This is a genomic window from Longicatena caecimuris, from assembly GCF_004341945.1.
GTDB lineage: Bacteria > Bacillota_I > Bacilli_A > Erysipelotrichales > Erysipelotrichaceae > Longicatena > Longicatena caecimuris.
This window is the reverse complement of the sequence record NZ_SMBP01000018.1, coordinates 47,380-70,700: the sequence shown is the minus strand read 5'-3', so window position 1 is coordinate 70,700 and position 23,321 is coordinate 47,380. Positions and strand designations below refer to the sequence as shown.

Here is a 23,321-nt window from a genome sequence, read left to right as displayed (position 1 = left end):
TTGATATATTCCAATAATTTCATTATGGCCTGTTCACAACTCCGATTTGGTCTGAATCCATAACTATAATCCGAAAAGAACGTTTCACATATTGGACTTAATACTTGTACCATTGCCTGTTGGATGATTCTATCCATTACCGTTGGTATCCCCAGATTTCTAGTTCCTCCATTCGCTTTTGGTATTTCAACCCGCTTTACTGACTGTGGTTTGTACTTCCTCTCTGTGATTTCAGCTCTGATACGTTCCCAGTTCTCTTTTATATAAACATAGGCATCCTCAATCGTTATTTCATCAATTCCGCTTGCTCCTTTGTTCGCTTTTACACGTTTATAGGCTTTGTTCATATTTTCTCTGTTCAGTATCTTTTCTAATAGTTTTGACATACTCTGTGCACTCCTATCCTTTCCGCTTTCTTACAAATCATCATATGTGTTTTGGATATTTGCTCATTTACGTTTTCACTCATACCCCTGTCTGATTGTTGTAAGAAACATACATTTTGCTCGTGCGATTAAAACGTTCGGTCCTTCAGTATTTCTACCTACTATGACCTCGGCTGACTTCTCATTGTTCGTTGTTACTACTCCTCGACTGCACGTCGTTCTACGTCTCGCCTACTGAGTCAATGAGACCTCGCGGGGTAAGTCACATATCTTTCCTCGTTTACTTATCTGATTTACGCCATTAGGTTACGGTTATCTTTTGGACTTTGATGCTTATTGCCATCTCATCCACTAATGTCGCCTTATTATCAGCCATCCAAACTTAATGTTCAGACTTCCTGTCCGTTAAGCCACGATTTCGCTATTGCTTCCTCTCTCCCATACCTCACGATATGAAACTTGCAAGTCGCTCTTGGGTTCGTCGATAACTACGCCCCGAGGGATTTTCACCCTAGATATGTGGCATGCCCGCCACACAATAAAAAAGTGGCAATTGCCACTCTTCATTGCTTATGCGATATAAGGCAGTATCCTTACATGCGCGTTCATAAAGGATTATGAGAATCAGATTTTCCTATCTTTTAGCTTCTGTTTCTTAATAGTCTATTCCAGTACCCCTAATTCTTCTTTTCCATCTTCATCCTCAATCTGCTTGTCCAATTTCTTCATTTCATGAGAGATAAAACCGAATACAACAATACCACTTGTTATATCGGCTATCGGACCGGCATATAAAATACCATTTAAACCAAAGATCATAGGTAAGATTAAAATTAAAGGGATCAATAAGATCAATTGCCGCATCATCGATAAGACACTCGCCTTTAATGGCTGCCCGGTTGCCTGAAAATAGCTTGTCGCTGTTATCTGGAACCCTGCACAAAAGATTCCCATCATAAAGATACGCATACAGCGGATAGCAAATTCGGTAAATGTCGCATTGCCACTGCCAAATAAAGATAATATGATATGAGGAATGGTAATGCATAACAACCAGCCAACAATGGAAGTAATTGTCGCAATACCAGCCGCACGCTTATAAGTACTCTTAATGCGCTTTGGTTGATTTGCGCCTTTATTAAATCCCAAAATGGGTTGCGCACCAATACCAATGCCCACACAAATAGCAGTAATGATCATCGAAACCTTTAAGACAATACCCATAGCACTTAATGCCACATCTCCACCGGTCGATGTCATATCACCATAATATACCAAAGAGTTATTCATGACTACCTGCATGATTGTCGCTGCTGTCTGTGTAATACAACTAGAGATTCCTAATGCGAAAATCGCTTTACAGATGGATGATTTTAACTTCATATGATCAAAGCGTAAACGCATATGACCTTTTTTCAAGAAATAATATAGTAAGATGACAGCACCAATGATTTGTGATGTTATGGTCGCAATCGCAGCACCTTTTACTCCCCAATGCAAGACAAAAATATAAAATGGATCGAGCATCGTATTTAAAATAGCACCTGCCAGCATACTATACATGGCAACATTAGGACTGCCATCCGTTCTTGCCATATTGGATAATCCGATACCTAACAAATTAAACGTAGATCCTAACAAAATAATGCTTGCATAGTCTTTCGAATAGGCCATATTTTTCGGTGTTGCGCCAAATAAGTTTAATATAGGTTCTAAGAAGACTAAACCAATTACAGTAATCAAAAGACCGATGACCAACAGCATCAAAAATTCATTTCCCAATGTATTTTCGGCTTCGTCTTCTTTCTTTTCCCCTAATTTGATTGCCGCATAAGCACTACCACCGGCTCCCAACATCGTGCCTATTGCCAAAAGAATTGTCATCAAAGGAAATGTGACCGTTGTTGCGGCATTTCCCAGATAACCAACACCTTGCCCGATGAAAATTTGATCAACAATATTATATAATGCATTCACCAGCATACTGATGACACTGGGAATAGCAAAACGCATTAACAGCCGTCCAATCGGCTGATACCCTAATGGATTTCTTGTTTTTGGATGTACATGTTGTTCCATAGATTCCCTCCTTATTTCTTTTTAACGAAAGCAGCTGCATTCGCTGCTACTCTTCCCATGAGGCGCGCTGTAACTTCGCATTCTTCATCACTTAACCCATCTGTGATGATCGCATGCCAATCAGCAAGCACTTGATTGATCATATCAACAATGGCCTCGCCTTTTTTTGTCACATACAGTTTCGTGATACGACGATCATGTTCATCACTGCGTCGCAATACGTAACCCTGCTCCTCTAATTTTTTTACTGCTCTGGCCGTCGTTCCTTTATCATAATGATCTTGATATGCAAGCTCATATTGATTAATCCCCGGATGACGATAGATATGTAATAGAAAAAACTGCTGTCCACAGCCAATATGATAGGGTGCCAGTTGTTCATCGAAATAAATCTGACTTAGCCGATATACCATGGAAGAATATTTACTAATAACAGGCATTTCATCACCTCTTAACTTACCGTTGCATAAACAACTATTGTATTATACCGTATGAAAGTTGCATACGCAACCATAAAATGTAAGATTTTTTGATGATGTCTTGCTTCAGTAAAGTCATATATATTTTCATCAGTAAATGAAAAAAGCTGCCAACATCTTTGCTTCCGATGTATGCGCAGCCTTTCATCACATTTTATTTTTTATCATGCAGTTTTCCATCAGCATAGTATTTTCCTTGGAAATCCTCCTTCATATATTTATAGTCTTCTACTCTTATTAATTGTTCATCGTAAAGGGCACATTTACCATGCAGACAAGCTGCATAATATTCACTCTCCCCATCTTTGCCTTTCACAACCAAAATGTCATCATATACCTCATCCATGACTTGACGATATGCAAGGTCATAAAAATGCCAACCGTCTTTAAGCTTCACAATGCGATAATTACTTTTATTGTTACGATAATCTTTAACTTCTAGCAATTCTTCATCACCCTGCATCAAAATCTTTTTACCTTCTTTTTCTTCCACATAAATGATAAAGCCTAAATCATATATATTTTCGTCAAAACTAGAATGAACAATATTGCTATACTCCTTCATTCTATCTTTTTCCTCTTTTGCTTGGTAATTCATAGCAGTCATAATGCTAAACAATACGGCCACTGCAATGATATATGGTAATTTAGATGGAGTCTGTACTTTTCTGCTTTTCGACAAGTACTGATGCAATTGAAAGACAGCTTTCTTTACGTCTTGCTCAGGTGGAATACCTTGCGCTGCTTTGTTTTGGATAGACAGTAAATAGGATGATAATTTTAATTGTCTATCCATAAGATCTTTGATAGATTGACGATATCGTTTCTTTGGTAAGATATACTCTGATAAGCGTTTTAAGAATTGCCCATTTGTCCTAGCTTCTAAAAAGGCATTCGTACTTAAAAAGGTTATCCAAACCGCTGTATCGTTTCGTTTAGTTGATTCACTCAGCATTATCCATCGCTCCAACACCGTATCTTCAACAGGTCTTTGTTTACTCATCAAATCAGAGAAATCAACTATGTCAAAACATTTTCCACTTATATGAGCAAGCACTTCACTTTCCTTTGGCAAGGAAAGCTGCTCTTGCATCATCTGTTGTACCTCGCTTTGAAGTGGCTTTGGACGATCCAATGTCTTCCATAAGAGTTCATGGAATTTAACTTCTTGTTTCACCAGCTGAAAACTTACTGTCTTAAAAAAAGCTTGCCAGCTGGATGGCTGTGTTCGCAGCGGACTTTGGTCGAGTGCTGCCCAATCCATCAATACGAGATGCAAAAGTGCATAGAAATACTTTTCTTTTATGGACAGCAAAACAGCAGTCGGTGTCTTTAGCTCCATCATCGTCTGCCTTTTTAATTGTTCATCAAAGGCTTCGATAGGAACGCTTGTCTCTATTCTTTTAAATTGATAGAGTGAAAGACGCAAGCGTAGAAGAAGCGCTGTATCGCATGAAAATACGCAATTGTCTTTATGATATGGTATTAATTCCTCTAACGCTTCGAATAAATAGTCTTCAAAACCTTTATACTCTTGAAAAAATTGTTCCCATTCATTGTATGTGGCTTGTGTTTCATAGAGCTGTTTCCACTTTTCAACAAAGTTATTTTGTATATCCTGCAATACATCAAAAACATCTTTGTACGCTTCTTCATCATCATTCGCATGAACTTCCTCTTTTTCAAAAGCAAATAACCTTTCATAGATGCTATGCATATCTTCATGTTCCGCTTGATTGTTACTTTCTGCAGATTGCGACATAGCGCTTTGTTTGGCTATTTTTAGGGCGCTTTCATAAGCTTGGCGTATCGTTTGATACATTTCGGGGTCATCTTCAGGATGATATTGTCTCACCATTTTACTATAGGCTTTTTTAATGGCTTTTAGATCTGTTGTTTCTGTGATTGCTAAAATTTCCCAACAAGATTTCATACTTCATTCCCCCTATGCTTGAAAATAACGAGGAATCGTCGTTGTATCCCCATCCCCTTCTATGCTATCCAGGCGTCGGCTGACTTCATGATAAGCATGATCAATCGCACGTTCATTCTGACTTTCCAACACCTGTTCAAAATAGCGCATCAGATCTGCTACCATTTGACGTTCTTCTTTTACAAGTTCTAAAAACATTCGTTCACCACGTGCCAGTAATAAGCGATTACGTTCTTTATCACGTGGATGTATCTTCAACTCCTTTAATTCTTGGAGCTTTTGCTTAATTTCTGCCTCACTCATACGATTATTTTTCGATAAGATCATCTTATGAAAACTTTGCCGGGTAGAAATTACAAAGGCATCCACCTCTAAAATGCCATTTATATCATAAGTTAGACGAACCTTTACGATTTCCTTACCTTTTTTATTGGGTGGTACCTTAACTTCTAAATTGCCTAACAACAGATTATCTTCTGCATGGTAATGTTCTCCCTGATAAATTTCAAAATCAATGACTTCTTGTTGATCATGTATAGTCGTATACAAAGATTCCCGACTACATGGCAATACACTGTTACGTTCAATCAAAGGACTCATAATTGCATCCTTCAGCCCGTCGGGATATATAGCAGTGCCTAAAGTGAAGGGACAGATATCACTAAGGAGCATATCTTTGATTTCTTGATTGCGTTCTTTAATACCGGCTGCTGTTCCACATCCATAAGCAATCGCCTTATCCGGATCCAAGTGCATAGTTACGGTATGCTTAGTCAGATATTCTATATAATGTTGAACGACTGGCATCTTACATGAGCCCCCGACAAGGATGATATCATCAATATCTCCAATATCATCACCAGCATCCTTTAATGCTTGTTTTAAGGGACCTTCCATCCGTGTTAAGATGCTATTACCCAACAGAATCAGCTGCTGATTTGTAAGTTTCATACTCAAAAGCGTATCATGGATGCGTACTTTCATGTTCACCTCATCCTGTTCACTCAGTTTACGTTTGCATATTTCTGCCTGCTTCATTAACATCGCTTTTTCCTGGACACTGATATCTGTAGCATTCAGACCATATTCCCTTAAAAAGGCTTCAGTGATCACGGTGTTAAAATCTTCCCCACCTAAATGATTATCGCCGGCAACCGCAGCTATTTCAATCACATTATCAAAAGCATCTACAACGGAAATATCTAAAGTACCACCACCAAAATCGATAATGAGAAAAGTTTTGTCTTCCCCATCATCATGAATATGCTGTGCTAACGCAGCAGCACTTGGCTCATTGATAATTCGTTCCACTTTTACTTGCGCCAATGCCCCTGCTGTCTTTGTCGCCCAACGCTGATCATCGTTAAAATATGCCGGCACACTGATAATGACCTCTTCGATGTCTTCCTGCAAATACATTTTTGCATCTTCAATCAGTTGGCGTAGGATAAAAGAACTTAACTCTTCAGGTTTAAATGTCTTATTACCTAACGTATATTGCTTGGCTGTACCCATGTCCCGCTTAAACGCAGCAACACTGTCTTGGGGATGGGTAATCAGACGTTCCTTTGCTAATCGTCCTACTAAGATTTCATCATCCTTTACACTGACGACACTTGGTGTTATATATTCCCCTAATGCATTTGGGATCAATTCTGCTTTGTTATTTCGCCAAACACAGGCCAATGAATTGGTTGTACCTAAATCTATTCCAATAATTGCCATATAAAATCTTCCTCTCTTAACTACGAAGGCGTGTATCCATTTGCTTTTTTATTTTATCATACCCTTTGCACATGAGTAAAATTTTCACATTTTCTTATCGCATGTTTATGGCATTACTCTATCATAATCACTTCCATCTTATGAGCCTTTGCCCGACGATTTGATATCGCGTTGTAAAGACCTCTTCTATGAACTTACGATCATGTGATACCGCAAGGATACAGCCTTTAAATTCCTTTAAGATCTGACGAAGAAGCGGATTTGTAAGTGGTGATAAATTGCGGGTCGGCTCATCTAACAGTAAGACATTGCAATTGGTTTTAATGAAGCGTAAAAGATACACTTTTGCTTTTTGTCCTTCACTTAATTCCATGAGGGAATGTATCATTTCATCACTCGTAAATTTCATTCTTCCTAGTAATTCTCTGGCTCTGGTAACATCCTTTTGATCACCTTCTTCCAAGAGAAATTGAATAGGTGTCTCATGTTCTTGAAAACATTGTGCGTATGCTTGCGGCATATACCCAACCTTAAGATCATTGCGCAGCTTGATTTCTTCATAAAGTCTTTTCAATAATAAACTTTTTCCACAGCCATTGGGCCCTGTAATTACCACTTTTGCTTGCCCCTTTATCAATAAATCAACATCTTGTAACAGTATTCTTTCTTGTATGCGCAATTCCTTTAGCTGATACTGCATAACTATTTTCGCAGCCGGTAAAGGTGTTGCTTCAAAATAGACATCAATGGCTTCTTCTACTGTATCCACCTTATGAACCCCATCTCTTTCATAACGGTTTTCCAGTGCCTTGATATTTTTCATTTTCTTTTTCAATAATTGCCCCATGGATGGGTTGCGCACCGTATCATTCAATGCATCATGTACCGCATTACGCATATCGTTCAATTTGATCATCTTTTTTTGATATTCCAACTGTTCTTTCGAAGCTAAGGCGGCTTCTTTATTTAATTTCATTGCTCTGCTGTTAACATACTCTTGATAGGTACCACGATAGATCGTATGCACACATTTTGTTTTCTTATTTCGCTGTTCCAGATGGATGATGACATTGGCCGCATGTTCCAATAATGTTTCATCGTGTGATATAAAAATAACCGGTATTGTCTGTTGAACGATGAATTGTTCCAACCATTCCAGTGTTTCAATGTCCAAATCATTGGTCGGCTCATCGAAAAGTAATAGCTCCGGATGACTGGCTAGCAACTTTATCAGTTGAAGTTTAACCTTTTCTCCACCGCTTAACGTTTTGATTTTTTGTTCTGATGTCAAACAGGTGGCATCCAGATGTACCTGATGACATAATTGTTCAAATTCTTTTAGGCGATTATAGTCTTCTGCTTCTATGATATCCGCAACATCATTTTTTAAAACATATTCATATACATAGCTTTCCTGCCATTTGTCATTTAACTGTTGTTCAAAATAGCCGATATGTTTCATGTCTGTAATAATCGTTCCACTTACCTCTGCATAGTCTTCTATTTGTTTTGTATTATAAATTGCTTTTAATAAGGTTGATTTTCCATTTCCCTCTTCACCGATAATTCCTACCTTATCTTCATTTCCCAGGGAATAATTAAATTTATCAAGTAATATATGATTCTTTTGATCTTTTATTGTAACATCTTTTAGAATAAGCAATGGACATACCTCCTTTTGACACAAAAGAAAAGAACGTCAGACGTTCTTTGTGTGATTGTTCATCAGGATAAGTGATCATACGATAATGACACGACAAAAACGATTCTGTTTACGGATTCATTTTTAAGTTTCATTATCGATTGTACATCCTATCACTCCTTCATCTTGCTTTTTATGATAGCGTAAATAAAGATGAATGTCAACTTATAAAAAACCATGTATGGGGCATGATAAAGGATAACGAGGTGAGAGCATGAACGATTCTTATTGGATCAACAAACAAAAACAACAGCTCCAATTTCCACAAGTCACAAAGGAATTGGATACGAATATTGTCATTATCGGTGGTGGTTTATGTGGGTTAAGCAGTGCTTATTATCTTTCTAAAGCAAAAGAAGACATCATTGTTTTAGAGGCTGAGGAAATTGGTCGTGGAGCCAGCGGACGCAATACGGGAAAGGTCACATCGCAGCATGGCTTAATCTATCGTCATTTATTAGAAAGCTATGACAAACATTTTGCGCGATTATACTATCATGCAAATGAAGAAGCAATCACTTCCATCGAAGAAATCATTCAGGAGCATGGGATTGATTGCGATTTTCATCGTTGTGATACGATGCTATATACAAATGATGATGTACAAATTGCCCAGTTGCAAGATGAATATCAAGTGTATTTGGATCTGCATATTCCTTGTACCTATGTGGAAAAACAAACAACGCCTTTTGCGATGAAAACTGGACTTACCATGCATTATCAGGCAGTGTATGATCCTTATGCATATGCTTGCGGTTTGGCTAAGGTGCTTCGTGATGCAGGCGTTTCACTTTATGAGCATTCTCCCGTGAGTGACTTGCAAGAAGAAGCAGATGGCAGTTATACACTGCTTTGTAACAATCAACGTATTCATGCTAAAAAAGTCATTCTTGCCACGCAGTTTCCTATATTGGATCATGGACATTTCTACTTCGCCCGCATGCGCTGTGATCAAGAAACAATTTTACTTTGTGACTATCATGGAGAAGACTGTACGGCATTATCAATCGATACCCCGATGCGTTCCTGGAATTCCATCAGAGATGGCATTTTAATCGGAGGAAACAGCGGTAAAAGCGGTCAGCAGGATAGCAGCGATTTGCAGGAAATGCTCAAAGAAGTTGCCCAAAGTTCTAGCATTGGTGATGTAAAAGCCGGTTGGAGCAATTCGGATTATATCTCTTTTGACCATATCCCCTTCATTGGTAAATTAGATAAGCATAATGAAAACTTGTTATTTGCCAGCGGTTTTTCTAAATGGGGCAATACCAGTGCAAATATCGCCGGAAAGCTTTTATGTGCACATGCACTAGGTAAACGCAGCCAATATCGCGTAATATTTACACCACAACGGATGTCGGATATCTTCTCCCTACCTTTTGTAAAGGAAAATCTAAACGTTGCCTATGAATTTATTAAAGGTAAATTTAAACATCCCGATGACCAATATCCTGATATCGGTGAAGGGAAACTAGTGCAGATTGATGATCATACTTATGGTGTATATCGTGATGAGGAAGAAATTCTGCATATCGTCGATGTGACTTGTCCGCATTTAGGTTGTGTTTGCCATTTTAACGCCATGGATAAGACCTGGGATTGTCCATGTCATGGTTCTCGTTTTTCCTATACCGGTGAATTGATCAAAGGACCGGCTACCTATCGTCTACATCGTTACGGCGAAGGATTCAATGAGATTGATCCGCATATTATTGATTGATCTTTTAAAATTACTCCTTCATAAAGACATAAGAAAACACCCTTTAAGAAGACTGCTGTTTTGCGAACAGGTAAGCGAAGGGTGTTTTTCTTATATTTTCTACATAACGATACAACGACTGTATTTTATTATCAATTTTTCATAACTTTTTTAACAGCCAGAAACCACTGAGTACTGCCAATCCTTCTGCCAGCGTAATCGTAAACCAAATGCCATTCATCCCAAATAGATGGACCATGATAAATAATGATATGATCACAAAGACAAATCCTTTCAAAAGAGCCAAAATAGTAGCAGCACGGCTACATTCAATGGCTTGCAAATAATATAGAATCATGGTGATGATGGCCGTAAAAAACAAGCTTGTAAAATAAAAGCGAATGCCATCCCCGGCACTGGCAATAAGCTGCATATCTCCATCACTGAAAATGGCAGCCACAGTGTTAGGAAAAAGGAGAAAAAGGATGTATAAAAGTAACGCAAAAAGAGAGCTGGCAATTAAGGATATATGAAATGCCTGCTGGGTCCGCTTTTTTTGTCTTGCCCCATAATTCGTCGATATAATTGGCTGTGCGGCCTGGGCAAAGCCATTTAATAACCCTTTGGTAACATAAGCGATATTGGTGACGATGGCATAAGCAGCTAAGAATAGCTGATCTGCCTCTTGGACAATAACATAATTAAAAATGAGCACTACGCTTCCGGCACTGATTTCCAACACACCGCTACCGGCTCCATTCATCAGCATACGTTTCCATACTTCAATAGAAAAGATATCCTTATAAAAGTGCACCGTATTTTGCTTAAAGAAAAAATGTGGCAACATAAACAATAAACTTAATACGGCTGATAAAGCAGTCGCAATGGAAGCACCAAAAAGCCCCATGCCAAAGACCATGACCAAAAGATAATCTAAGATGATATTCGTAATATTGCCACATAAGGTAGCCTGCATGGCAAGCTTGGGGGCATGATCATTACGTAATAAGATACTGCCGGCATAATTAATGACAAAAAACATGGCACAAGCATTGATTGGACGCATATATTCCATAACATGTGGCAAAAGCTCTTGACTGCTTCCTAACATGTAGGCAAAAGGTTGAGCAAATATCGTCCCAAAAACCGCAATAAACAATCCTATTACACTCATGCCCAACACACTGCAAGTAAATGCCTGATTTCTTTCTTGCATATGTCCTGTTCCTTCCGCAATGGACATGATCGTAGCTCCCCCAACTCCAAATGTTAAGCCGATAGCAGAATATAGTGTAAACAATGGCATAGCGATATTCAATGCCGCTAAACCGGTACTGCCGGCACCTTTGGAAATAAAGAAGACATCTGCCAGGCAATACAAGGAATTGCTCGCCATCGCAATCAGCGTAGGGAAAAGATAATGCAGATATAGCCGATGCACACGATCATTCAATAGCCGATTTGAAGATACCTTAGTCGACATGAACCTGTTCCTTCACTTTCCGCAAAACACGTCGTGTCTTATGCGCATCTTCTATCGTAAAGACAATAAGTGCCGAAGTGATACCAAGCTTTTGATACGCCTTCCATTCTGCGATATGATCATAGGCATCCTCACTCAATAAATGTATACGACAGTGTACATCACTTAAAATCGGATAGCGATGCCCTTTCAAATCCTTCAGATTATAGCGTGTTGCTTTTCGACATAAACCACACTGCTTCTTACCATCATCCTTAAGACATGCCTGTATCGGGCAATATTCACTCAGCATCAATTCCACATGACCATATAGTTGTACAGCAAAATTGCCTGTTCTATGATAACGCTTTTGAAATGCCGTGGTTAATTCCTGTATGGTATCTGGGGTATGTTCTACTGATAAGGTAAGAATGTCCACACCGTTTGCAAAGGCAAAAGCAGCGCTATAAGAATTTGTGATATTCAAAGAAGTATCTCCGGCATGAGCTTGGGCAAAACTTAATCCTGCCGTTTCTTGAATTAAAGTATGAGGTTGTGTATAAGCATCTTTTTTTACGCGCTCTTCTCGTAAATAGACTGTTTCATTGGCTTGTCGTAAAGTTTGATATAAGCTGACATCCGCTATGTAAATAGAAGAAAAACCTTCTTCACGACATACTTCATATTGTTCTTTTGTATGTACGACAATCATGACTTCACGCATTGATGGCAAAGCGATAACCTTTGCTTTTTCTTCTGCAAAACGTCGAACACCATTTCGTACTTCACGCAGTTTCTGCAATTGCTCCAATGCCTTTCTGCGCATGCGATTCAATTCCTTAATAGGCAAAATGCCATCACTTGTAACATCACTCATATCACAGCAGCTGATAGCAAATGGCGTATCCTTTGTTTTTTGTAGTTGTGCCAGGATGCGTTCCTTAGATAAAGGGGTTTTCATTGCTTTTTCACATGGCATATCGGAAAAGACTTCCACTTGATGCTGTTGCTCATCTTTAACGATCAATTTTGCTTTTTTCTGAAGCTGCATGGAAAAGGATGCTTGAATGGGAATGGTACGTGAACGCTGCTCATAGGATGCTCGCAAAGCTTCCAGCTGTTGACAATCACTCGTCTTTAACAATATACTGCCTTTTTCCACATAACCGGTTTTATCCAATTGAATGCGTTCATTCTTTTTTGCGTGATTCACTAATAAGCCATTTTGATACATACGATTGACACGAAAGCCCTCATCCCCTTTGGCTTTCAAAATACGCACACCATCTCCTTGATGTAAATCATCTACCAATTTTACGGTCATCTTATCTTTGCTGATCTGTTCAATGATACCTGCACGCACGCCCATATGATTGGGACGCAGCGGATTCATTAACGCACTTCCAACCTGGTGAAAGAGATGTCCGCTGGTAAAGCCACGATGAAACACTTTTTCCATTTCCTGTTTCATAGCAGCATCTACATGAAACGTTTCCTTACGAGTATACGCATCTATTGCTTTACGATATAAGGCACACATTAAGGCTACATATTCTGGACGCTTCATTCTGCCTTCAATCTTAAAGGATGCTATCCCTGCCTCAATTAAGGTCGGTACTTGTTCTAAGGTATTTAAATCCTTCGGACTTAACAAATACTGCCCTTTGGTCGTGATTTCTTTGTGTAAACCATGATGATCTTCTTCCAATGTATATTGCATTCGACAGGATTGGGCACATTCTCCTCGATTTCCACTGCGTGCCAAAGTCAGAGAAGACATCAGACACTGCCCGGAATACGATACACATAAAGCCCCTTGTACAAACACTTCCAAATCTACGCCAAGTTTTGCATATTCGCGAATTTCTTCAATCGTTGTTTCTCTTGGAACAACCACTCTGGCTGCCCCCATTTTCTGTAACATCGCAATGCCTTGCGGATTATGAATATGCATCTGTGTAGATGCATGTAACTCCATATCCGGAAATCGCTCATGCAGCAAGGTAAATAAGCCGACATCCTGAATGATCAAAGCATCGACATCCATATCCTGCAAACGTTTTACATACGCTATGACTTCTTCCATTTCCTTCTCATAAAGCAGTGTATTCACGGTTACATATACTCGCACACCATATACATGTGCATATTTAACTGCCGTTTCCATCTGCGTATCATCAAAATTATGCGCAAATGCTCTTGCGCCAAACATAGTTCCTCCTAAATATACTGCATCACAACCATTTTGAACGGCTGCCTGCAATGCCTCAAAGCTTCCTGCCGGAGCTAATAATTCCACATTAGTTCTCACTTCTTTTCACCTGCCGTTTCGTTTTAAAAACTGAGCGCATGATTGTTGAAACCATTAAGATACCTAACACCAAAACGCCTGCAATACTAATTGTATCTAAGCCAATATTTAATGCCTCATCTACATGTCCCTGGATCGCCTGTAACATCATGCGATACATACCACCACCAGGTACCAAAGGAATTAAGGCGCAAATGATAAAGGTCGTGACCGGTGTCTTACAGATACGTGCTAAGATTTCTGAATAAAGTGAAAAAGCGATAGATCCCAAAAACATCGCCATCATTTCACTACAGCCATACTGCATGGACAATTGATACACAACACCGCCAATACTGCCGCCAATACCAGCTAGTAATAATTTATTTCCTTTGATATTAAATAACACCCCAAAGCCTAAGCTGGCAAGAAAACTGGAAATCATCACACTGCCCAGATTCAGCATATCAGACACCTCCTTGTACCATGAAAATACTTAAGATAAAACCGATGCCTACCGCAATGGCAATCGCCACTAAAAATGCTTCACAGGCTCTGGCAACTCCGGATAAATAATCACCGGCAACCGTATCCCGTATGGCGTTGGTGATTGCCAGTCCCGGCACTAATAACATAATGCTGGAAATAATCATAATATCAACATCCGTATTCGTTAACAACTTATGCAGACCTAATGCAACCATCGCCGCAAAAGCCGCTCCAATCGCATTAATGAAAAAATTATTTAAATCTCGCTGTTCCATAAAGCACGTAATTGCTTTAATGATCAAACCGATGAAAAAGGCACAGCCTGCCTCTAACATACTGCCTTGAAAGAAGATGGCAAAACCTCCTGCACTAAGCGCACTGAATAGTAAGGTCATCCCAAATGAATAACGCTCTTTTCGACCAATTTCCTGCAATTGTTGATTCAATTCTTCTAAAGAAAAAGCAGTTTCACTCGCTCTTCTTGACAATGCATTGATACGGTCAATGCAATTTAGATCGACCCCTCTTGAATGTACGCGCATGATTTTTGTCGAAGTCTTACCATCCACCGTGATTGACAACATGATACCGGTTGGCGTAACAAAACTTTCCGCATCCTGTACCTCATGAAAACTGTGGCATAGGCGGACCATGGTTTCTTCCACCCGATAGATTTCCGCTCCACTCTCAATTAATAATTTACCGGCATATCCTACGACATTCAGCAGTTGATCACTCTTCATTCTTTCACTTCTTTCTTTCCTTAAACAGTATATCGAAATGGGGTCAAAAAAGAAACCTTTTTTCTTTGAATTTTCAATTACGTCTGCTTATATATATGCGTAAGTTTGACTGCTACATGAACGAATAGAAAAAGATTACGATAAATTATTGGTAATTTTTGGCCTTTTTCATTATAATGTTAGTTATATGCAGGAGGTGATACCATGCGGCAAGTCATGCTTATTGTCAATCCAAAAGCCGGTAAAGGAAATGCCAAAGCAAATTTATTTACCTTATGCAATGCATTTTGTGCTATGGAAGATGAAGTCAAGGTATTTGTGACACAGTTTGGTAACCATGCACGCCAATTGGTTGAAGAAAAGGCCGAACAATTTGATTTACTGTTATGCTGTGGAGGAGATGGCACATGGAATGAAGTTATCAGCGGTCTAATGAAGGTGGCACAAAAACCGGCAGTCGCTTATCTTCCAACGGGAACCGTTAATGATTTTGCCTCAACACTGAAATTAGCAAAAAGTCCTGGTAAGCTGATGGAACATCTGGCAACACCAACGCCTTTTGCTTGTGATATCGGACAGTTCAACAAACGCTATTTCACCTATGTTGCCGCCTTTGGTCTGTTCACCGAAATCTCCTATTCGACACCTCAAGGAAGTAAAAACACCTTTGGCAAGGCTGCTTATTTTTTGGAAGGCATTAAGCAGCTGACCCATATCCCACGTTATCATATAGTTTTAGAAACAAAAGATATGCGTATTGAGGAGGATTGTATCTTTGGCTGTATAACCAATTCACGTTATGTGGCAGGCTTTACTTCTATCACCGGGGAACATGCCAAATTAGATGATGGTTTATTTGAAGTACTTTTACTGCGCGTACCGAATAATCTATTAGATGTGCAAAATATTATAACGGCCTTATTGAAACGCGAAGTAAATACTACCTGGATGCATTTTCTGACAACTTCTGCTTTGACGATGACTTGTGATCAAGCAATACCATGGACCTTAGATGGAGAAGATGGAGGAAGCGTGCATTGTGCCAAGATCCAAAATCATCATAAAGCGATTACCATACTGCTATAACACGATGCAGAGAAATAACAGAATTCTTTCCATTGATCATGATGATAAAGATAAGCAATTTTTTACGCTTTTATCACGCCATTCATAATATCAAATATTACCCATACAAACGTAAAAGTATGCTAAAACACTTAACCTTATCAAATAAAAAAAACAGGAAGCGTTCCTGTTATCCATTGAAATTCACTTTACCAAACTTTGCGCCATTTTTCTTATTTTTCAACTTACGTTCTAACAGGGAGCCTTGTGGCTTCTGTTTTACGCTGCGACTTTTTTCCAGCAAAGCTTTCGTATCTAATTTCTTTTTTTCACTCATGCATTTCACTTCCTATCTTTTACTAAGTAAATATTGTTTTAATTCTTCAACATCGTTCACGATGACATCCGCACCTGCAAGTTGTAATTCCTCTTCATCTCCATAACCAAACAATACACCGACACTGGCAAGATCATGTTCCTTTGCCCCCAATATATCATGCTTACGATCACCAACCATCACACAATGCTCTTTTTCTAGGTTTTCCTTTTCCAAAATATAGGCGATGACTTCACCTTTACGACTTCTTGTGCCATCCAATTCACTGCCATAAATACCATCAAAATATTCAGCAAGGTGATAATGATGTAAAATCGTTTTCGCAAAAACATGTGGCTTGCTCGTTGCCACAAACAACTGTCTTCCATCTTCCTTCAGTTGTTGCAACATCGTTTTTATACCAGGATATACTTTATTTTCCAGGATTCCCTTTTCTTTAAAATAAACGCGATATTGTTTGATTGCTTCATCGCACTGTTCCTTATTAAAACCATAAAATTGTGCAAACGAATCTGCTAAAGGCGGACCGATAAAGATAATTAAATCATTTTTATCTTCGATAGGGATACCCGCTTTTTCTAAAGCATATGCCACGGAATTTGTAATGCCTTCCTTAGGATCCGTTAAGGTACCATCTAAATCAAATAGAATTGCTCGCATTATTTTTCATCCTCCTCTAATATAGAATATAACTCTTTTAAATGGGTTATTTCATAGGTAATTGGTAAATCCTGCACATTTGGTTTTTGTTTAGGATTCATCCAACAGGTCGCAATACCTGCATGAATACCTCCCTGCATATCACTTGATAAGGAATCTCCGATTATTAATGTCTGCTCTTTTTCAAATGATGGAATATGAGCAAAACAATAATCGAAATATTCCTTCATTGGTTTTCGATAACCGATTTCTTCTGATATGAATGCTTTACGGATATGTTGATCTAAGCCTGAATCATGCAAACGTGAATGCTGCGTTGCACTTACCCCATTTGTTACGATATACAATTCATAATCTTTCTTCAAATGTTTCACAAGTTCGAGCGCATGTGGCATGAGGGCATGTCCTTTTCCTAATTCTTTTTGATATATATGCTCAAATTGAACACCATCTTCAGCAATATGGAATTCATTAAACAGCTTACCAAAGCGTGTAAAGATAACTTCTTCCCTTGTCATTCTTCCTTCTTCATAGGCATTCCATAAAGCAGTGTTAATCTGCAGATAACGGTTTTTCATCGCTGGAGTAAAGGGAATATTCTGCATGGTAAAGGTTTTACGCAGAGCTTCTTTTTCCGTCTTATCAAAATCCAACAAGGTATTATCTGCATCAAATAATAGCGTTTTATATTTCTTCATACTGACTCCTTATGCGTAACGTTCATAATGCCATCATAACTTTTACAGCGGCATCACTTTATCACAAACTTCATTCTATTCCTTTACGTATTCATTTTAATCCCACATAACTATATCATAAACAGGAAATAAAACCTATAAAAATTGCCGATCCTTTGCTTTTCTACAACTTAGAACCATGATACAATCATTACCATAAGAGCAGGAGGGCATGTGAATGAAAGAATTGATTTTAGTGGGATGTGGAGGCGCCTTAGGAGCCATATTGCGTTATGGTTTAGGACTTCTTCCGATGCGTACTTCTTTCCCCTTTATGACTATGCTAATAAATATTCTTGGTGCACTCTGTATTGGTATGATAATAGCTTATGCTCAAGAAACAAAAGCACAACCGGATATCATACTTTTCATTAAGACTGGATTTTGTGGAGGCTTTACGACTTTTTCTACCTTTTCTTTAGAAACGGTGCAGCTTTTTGAAACACAACGTTATCTTAGTGGCAGTATATATGCATGTGGCAGTCTGCTGTTTTGTATCCTTGCTGTCTTGTTAGGACGATGGCTAATGTTGCTGTTTCTTTCTTGATATACTATAAAAGATGATTACAGAAACACTGTATTTATCAATGATTAGTGTATTAGCACTCTCATTTATAGAGTGTGTTTATACAAGTGATGTTGATGGATGTTGATCAAATAAGCTCTTGTAGTTTTTCTAAATCAAATAAATTTGTCGGTAAGGTTAATAACGCTTTCTTCCTTCCATCATTATAATTATCTAATAAATATTGAATTTACGACGCACTCCCACCATTTCCTAATGAAAGGTTTTTTTCCTCATATGTTTTAAGGATAAAATCATTTATAAAAGATACCCATTTTTTGTATACAACATCGGAATATAACGAATGCCGCCGGCTTCAATTTCATGATTGATGGCGCGAAAGCCTAAATGTTCGTACACTTCTTTTGCATAGAGTGAGGAATTCACCGTGATGATCATTTGTTTTTGTAAACGCAACATGCTTTGAAACAAAGCTTTCCCTACCCCTTTGCGATGGTAGTGTTCATCTACAAAGAAAAGTGAGATGTGTCCCTCACACATTGCCATTACTCCAATCAAAATATCCTCTTCATATGCTCCTAAAAAGATGAGACGCTCAAAAAGATCATCCCGCATCAGATAGGCATAGAAATCCTTCACACCTTCTTCACTATAATCAACTGCATCAAATCGCAAAAAGGTTTTCCATATCAGCTCCCTCACCTGAACATCTTCTTGTTTCGATATCCGATCAATTCGCATTTACGCTCATCTCCTTTCCATATTTGCGTATATGCAATGTTTTTTAAACCCATCGTTATACATGCTGATAGATAAAAATATTATTTCATTATCAGATTATTTTTCTTACCTATAGCATACCATGAGCAAAAGAAAAAGCATATCCTAAGTATGCTTTTTCTTTAATCATTAAGCTGAATTCTTACTTTCTTGCATATAGTGTCTGTTTATAACTCATGCACGTAAATACATAATAGCTTCCATAAATTAAGATAACGACAATGGCACAGAAGAAATTAGCTAATCCTATATCACCGATTCCCAAACCGGACATTAAAGATGTAGATACTACAGGAATACCAACAGATGCATGAATAACAGCCAACACTAATGGCAATAAGAAATAAATAGATATCTGTGCATAGATGGAATGATTCATCATCTTTTCACTTGTACCGATTTTTCTTAAAATCAAATAACGTTTTTGATTATCCTCAGCCTCAGAAAGCTGTTGCAATGCTAATACTGCTGCACTTGCCACTAAGAAGACTACTCCCAAATACAAACCGACATACGTGAACAGCATACCCAATCCTGCCTGATTATCAATAATCAATTTACGAGTCATAGAAGAATAGCGAAGAGTTTGTTCATTCGTTCCCAACAGCTTCTTTGCATTCTCATGTACCTTCGTATCATATGCCTCGATCTTACTTTCATCTTTAACATCAATATTCCAGAAAGTATGATGGCTAGCTATTTGCGGTGGCAATATGGCATCAGGCACAACGATGGCAGCCCCTGTACTAAACCCAAATTCTGTGGCAATATTGATGGCTTCCTCTTGCTTTACTTGTAAATGCAGTTTATGATTAAACACCTGCAGTGGCTTTTTCGTCTGTTCTGCGATTTCATTTAAGGTTGGAATGATACTAGATGAGCCGCTGATAAAGAAAGTTTCATCCTGCTTTAACTGCATGGGAGATAACTTCCAGGCACGTCTGGCTTTATTAAAGTCACTTAATGTGATAATTTCCAGATTTGCATCTTTATACAACATACCAGTGTCTACATCTTTCGCATAATTAAATAAATCCTTTAATTTCAGATGATCCGTATAAACGGAAATTGTCTCACTACTCGTTATATTTTTATCCGTGTCTAGCATCAAGATCTGACGCATCTTTTGTGTATCAGCTTTTTGATATTGGGTAAAGGAATAAGCATATGGTGTCTGTGTATCCAAGGATGTTTTTAATGAATCATTCAGATTCCATCCTACAGATAAGGCTCCTACACTTAATAACAGCATGAGGCAAACTATGCTCATAGAAACAAAACTAGTATTGATTTTGGCATTTACCTGACGTAATACAAACATACGCAATCCGCGATAGTATAAACGCTTGCTGGAACGTATGAACTGTAAGAGAAAACCCGATAGGGACAAAAAGAAGAACAATGTTCCTAAGCTTCCCATAATAAGAATAGGAACTAAACAGCTTGCAAACATCTGAGTAGAGCGTGTCGCCAGATAATAAGCTGCCCCTAACAACAACAAAGAAACGATAAAGATAAGTACAGCGATGAAAGGTTTTTGAATTCTAGCTTTTTCCTGTTTACGCTCAGCCTGCAATAGTTCTATCAATTTTACTTTCGCTATAACTCTGGTGTTCAGCAACATGATAACCAGAAAAATAATCGTAAAGGAGATAGCAGTGATAATAGCTGCTGATGGCGAGAAGACAAAGTTATAATTTACTTGAACTGAGAACAGATGTGCGGTAAAGATGCCTAAGCCTTGTGAGCACAATATACCTAGTAATAATCCAACACCAAGTGATACCACACCAATGCATACGGTTTCATAAATTAAAACCTTAGAGATATCTTTTTTCTCCATGCCCAACAACATATATAAACCAAATTCTTTTTTCCGTCGTTTAATCAAAAAGTTGTTGGCATACATGACCAGAAAGGCCAGTACGATAGCCACAAAAACGGATAAGATTCCCATGAAAATGCCAAGTGTTTGTAGCATGATGGATTGTGAGTCATTTAATGACATGATTTCCTTTTGCGCTTGAAAGGAATTAAAGGTATAGAATAAACAGATAGAAAACATCAGAGTTAGAAAATAGATCATATAATCTTTATAGCTTTTTCTGACGTTATGCAGCGCAAGTCTGGTTAATTTCATTTACATCCCTTCTTTCACTGTAATTATAAAAGAACAAGTATCTCGCTGCCATCGTTGTCACTTACACTTTCCTTACAAATTTGAAATAATAATAAATTTTTCCACATAGCATTGGCCAAAAAAGCATAAGAGGGGTTATGTATCTAGAATGCCTTATGATACGTTATATTATAACTATAAAAGAAAAAGAACTAAAGGTTAAGTAAGCAGCAAGAGACTATGAAGTACTTCAGCAGATGCCTGCGTCATACATACAATCCGACTTTATGAAATAAAGATATCTTATGATGATAAATGCCGAATGGAATATGCTATAGGAAGTAGTCAAAGCGAAATTAGGCAACAGAATGCTGAACATGGCAAGTTTGTTCCTATAAAACAAAAAGACAATATTTTCCATCCGTATGAATACTATTTTACCATATGCTGGCATGTTAGAAAGTACATATTTTTCCTTATTTTATTATTGCCAGATTTTATTTTCTATGGTAATATAGTTAAGCAGTTAAATCTTAGGGGTATAGTACAATGGTAGTATAACGGTCTCCAAAACCGCTGATGGGAGTTCGATCCTCTCTACCCCTGCCATGAAAAATAGCCAGACACCGAAACGGTGTCTTTTTTTATAAACTGGCAGGGGCAGAGAGGTCCTTATAAACAGACCATATCTTTCCATAGCAAAAGATAATACTCAATATGCTATAATAAACGCATGAAAACAACACATAAAGAAAAATTATATCTGAATGAACATAATAAAAAACAATTAGGCGCTATGATACGATGGCTGCGTTTACAAGCCGGCTGGACACAACAACAGCTTGTTGATAAAGTAGGGATCCTCTCTTTACGGACATTGATATCTTTAGAACAAGGAAAAATTGTAAAAGATGATGATATTTATGATACGTTACTGGATCAATTTGCATTATCCTTTAATTATACGCACCCTATGGATAAACATATCGAGCAAATGCTATCGGCTATGCTTTCTGCTTATGCGCATTATGATGACGAAGCTATGCGTGCCATCTGCATAGCTTTATTGCAATCCTTACTTCCTTATCAGCAACATGTGCAGGAATTCTTTTATATCCGCATATTACAAGTCTTTACTCGCCTTTGGACAAGTCAGGAATATCTTTCATCAAAAGATTACCAATTATTTTTATCCTGTCATGATTTTCTAAGTGAATCCTTGCAAATCATGATGGAGGATGCTCTTTATCAATGGCAATGTACTTTTCCCCATAATAACATTGTATTAGAACAACTTTATCAACAATTCCATATGCATTACCATCATCATATCACCCGCTTTTCAATTGGTATTGTCTTACATTTAAGTGATAAACATCACGACTATCTACAAGCTTTTCTCATCTTAAAGGAATGTGAACAATATGAGCTAATGCATAAGGACAATCCCCATGCGCTTTTTTCCATATATCATTGGATGAGTAATCTTGCCATTTTTATAGAGCCCCAGCAATTTGAATTCTATAAAGAAAAAGCTTTATCTTATATGAAACAAACAAGCCTTTCTTCTCATACGCTTGCTATCTTCTATTATAATATTGGCGGATGTTATTATTATCAGAAACAATATGCCAAAGCGCTGACATGTTATCAATCTTCTTTCGATACAAAGAGCCATTCCCCCTTGCCTTTATTGATATGGATGTGTCATGCACAATTCTGTCTTGATAAAACATTGCCAACCTGTATCATGCAAAAAATTGATGTACAAGCCTGCAGTAAAGCATTACGCGATTGTTGGCACTATTTTATCTTAAAGCGTGATGGTCAAAATGCCCAGACATTGGAAACCTATATCATGAAAACACTGTTACCTGTCTTACAGACTCTGGCACCGGAATTTCATAAGGTTTACCACGATGAGTTAAAAGCTCTGCTTCCTCTAACACGCAATTATAAACAACTATTGTTATTTGAAGATAGATTAAATCTCGCCTAACTATCTTTTCCCATTTCTTTTGCATATGCCTTGTTTTTTTCTTCTTAACAAGCGTCTTTTACCTATACATGCAGATTTATTGGAAGGCATTTTATCAGTGGTACAATAAGC

At 38.0% G+C, this 23,321-nt stretch carries 19 protein-coding genes and 1 tRNA gene; 5 read left to right on the top strand and 15 right to left on the bottom strand.

Features of this window, described 5'->3' with window-relative positions:
* From EDD61_RS10480 to EDD61_RS10455, 6 genes are all read right to left on the bottom strand, one after another.
* Positions 1-386: reverse transcriptase domain-containing protein (locus EDD61_RS10480; RefSeq protein WP_243642718.1), on the bottom strand; the 386-nt coding region annotated here is incomplete at its 3' end.
* A 663-nt stretch (positions 387-1,049) separates the two neighbouring features.
* Entirely contained in the window at positions 1,050-2,465 is a 1,416-nt protein-coding gene (locus tag EDD61_RS10475; protein ID WP_008689763.1) for an MATE family efflux transporter, read from the bottom strand.
* 11 nt (positions 2,466-2,476) lie between these two features.
* Entirely contained in the window at positions 2,477-2,905 is a 429-nt protein-coding gene (locus EDD61_RS10470; protein WP_132225316.1) for a MarR family winged helix-turn-helix transcriptional regulator, read from the bottom strand.
* 193 nt (positions 2,906-3,098) lie between these two features.
* The gene (locus EDD61_RS10465) at positions 3,099-4,877 is read right to left on the bottom strand and encodes a J domain-containing protein (RefSeq protein WP_132225314.1); all 1,779 of its coding nucleotides are present in this window, start codon (positions 4,875-4,877) and stop codon (positions 3,099-3,101) included.
* 12 nt (positions 4,878-4,889) lie between these two features.
* Positions 4,890-6,602, bottom strand: coding sequence for a molecular chaperone HscC (locus EDD61_RS10460; protein ID WP_132225312.1), 1,713 nt, complete (start codon positions 6,600-6,602; stop codon positions 4,890-4,892).
* 127 nt (positions 6,603-6,729) lie between these two features.
* A complete protein-coding gene (locus EDD61_RS10455) occupies positions 6,730-8,265 on the bottom strand; it encodes an ATP-binding cassette domain-containing protein (protein WP_132225310.1) in 1,536 nt (511 codons plus the stop codon).
* Between the two features lie 253 nt (positions 8,266-8,518).
* Here EDD61_RS10455 and EDD61_RS10450 point away from each other — a divergent pair, with 253 nt between their 5' ends.
* Entirely contained in the window at positions 8,519-10,024 is a 1,506-nt protein-coding gene (locus EDD61_RS10450; protein ID WP_132225308.1) for an FAD-dependent oxidoreductase, read from the top strand.
* A gap of 139 nt (positions 10,025-10,163) precedes the next feature.
* Here the strand turns inward: EDD61_RS10450 and EDD61_RS10445 are convergent, their stop codons facing one another.
* From EDD61_RS10445 to EDD61_RS10430, 4 genes are read right to left on the bottom strand one after another with little or no spacing between them, the layout of a single operon-like run.
* Positions 10,164-11,486, bottom strand: coding sequence for an MATE family efflux transporter (locus EDD61_RS10445; RefSeq protein ID WP_132225306.1), 1,323 nt, complete (start codon positions 11,484-11,486; stop codon positions 10,164-10,166).
* Entirely contained in the window at positions 11,476-13,776 is a 2,301-nt protein-coding gene (locus EDD61_RS10440) for a U32 family peptidase (protein WP_132225304.1), read from the bottom strand. The genes EDD61_RS10445 and EDD61_RS10440 overlap by 11 nt, the downstream gene beginning before the upstream one ends.
* Complete coding sequence (locus tag EDD61_RS10435) at positions 13,766-14,221, bottom strand: threonine/serine exporter family protein (protein WP_008689777.1); 456 nt, start codon at positions 14,219-14,221, stop codon at positions 13,766-13,768. The genes EDD61_RS10440 and EDD61_RS10435 overlap by 11 nt, the downstream gene beginning before the upstream one ends.
* A 1-nt stretch (position 14,222) precedes the next feature.
* Positions 14,223-14,987 carry a threonine/serine exporter family protein gene (locus EDD61_RS10430; protein WP_132225302.1) on the bottom strand — a complete coding sequence of 255 codons (765 nt, stop codon included), beginning with the start codon at positions 14,985-14,987 and terminating at the stop codon, positions 14,223-14,225.
* A 204-nt stretch (positions 14,988-15,191) separates the two neighbouring features.
* Here EDD61_RS10430 and EDD61_RS10425 point away from each other — a divergent pair, with 204 nt between their 5' ends.
* On the top strand, positions 15,192-16,073 hold the full coding sequence (locus tag EDD61_RS10425; protein ID WP_132225300.1) for a diacylglycerol/lipid kinase family protein: 882 nt from the start codon (positions 15,192-15,194) through the stop codon (positions 16,071-16,073).
* Positions 16,074-16,242: 169 nt separating this feature from the next.
* On the opposite strand, the gene EDD61_RS13850 is transcribed toward EDD61_RS10425, so the two are convergent.
* Genes EDD61_RS13850 through EDD61_RS10415 form a run of 3 tightly spaced genes read right to left on the bottom strand, consistent with a single transcriptional unit; the run spans position 16,243 to position 17,747 of the window.
* A complete protein-coding gene (locus EDD61_RS13850; protein WP_008689780.1) occupies positions 16,243-16,389 on the bottom strand; it encodes a hypothetical protein in 147 nt (48 codons plus the stop codon).
* Between the two features lie 12 nt (positions 16,390-16,401).
* The gene (locus tag EDD61_RS10420; protein ID WP_132225298.1) at positions 16,402-17,049 is read right to left on the bottom strand and encodes an HAD family hydrolase; all 648 of its coding nucleotides are present in this window, start codon (positions 17,047-17,049) and stop codon (positions 16,402-16,404) included.
* Complete coding sequence (locus tag EDD61_RS10415) at positions 17,049-17,747, bottom strand: YjjG family noncanonical pyrimidine nucleotidase (protein ID WP_132225296.1); 699 nt, start codon at positions 17,745-17,747, stop codon at positions 17,049-17,051. The genes EDD61_RS10420 and EDD61_RS10415 overlap by 1 nt, the downstream gene beginning before the upstream one ends.
* A gap of 217 nt (positions 17,748-17,964) precedes the next feature.
* On the opposite strand from EDD61_RS10415, the gene crcB reads away from it, so the two are divergent.
* Positions 17,965-18,333 carry a fluoride efflux transporter CrcB gene (gene crcB, locus EDD61_RS10410; RefSeq protein ID WP_008689785.1) on the top strand — a complete coding sequence of 123 codons (369 nt, stop codon included), beginning with the start codon at positions 17,965-17,967 and terminating at the stop codon, positions 18,331-18,333.
* A 276-nt stretch (positions 18,334-18,609) separates the two neighbouring features.
* On the opposite strand, the gene EDD61_RS10405 is transcribed toward crcB, so the two are convergent.
* Both EDD61_RS10405 and EDD61_RS10400 read right to left on the bottom strand, forming a co-directional pair.
* On the bottom strand, positions 18,610-19,053 hold the full coding sequence (locus tag EDD61_RS10405) for a GNAT family N-acetyltransferase (protein WP_008689787.1): 444 nt from the start codon (positions 19,051-19,053) through the stop codon (positions 18,610-18,612).
* 181 nt (positions 19,054-19,234) lie between these two features.
* A complete protein-coding gene (locus tag EDD61_RS10400; protein ID WP_132225294.1) occupies positions 19,235-21,232 on the bottom strand; it encodes an FtsX-like permease family protein in 1,998 nt (665 codons plus the stop codon).
* Positions 21,233-21,746: 514 nt separating this feature from the next.
* On the opposite strand from EDD61_RS10400, the gene EDD61_RS10395 reads away from it, so the two are divergent.
* Positions 21,747-21,820: transfer RNA gene (locus tag EDD61_RS10395), tRNA-Trp, on the top strand.
* 124 nt (positions 21,821-21,944) lie between these two features.
* Complete coding sequence (locus EDD61_RS10390; RefSeq protein WP_132225292.1) at positions 21,945-23,210, top strand: hypothetical protein; 1,266 nt, start codon at positions 21,945-21,947, stop codon at positions 23,208-23,210.
* Positions 23,211-23,321: the final 111 nt, after the last annotated feature.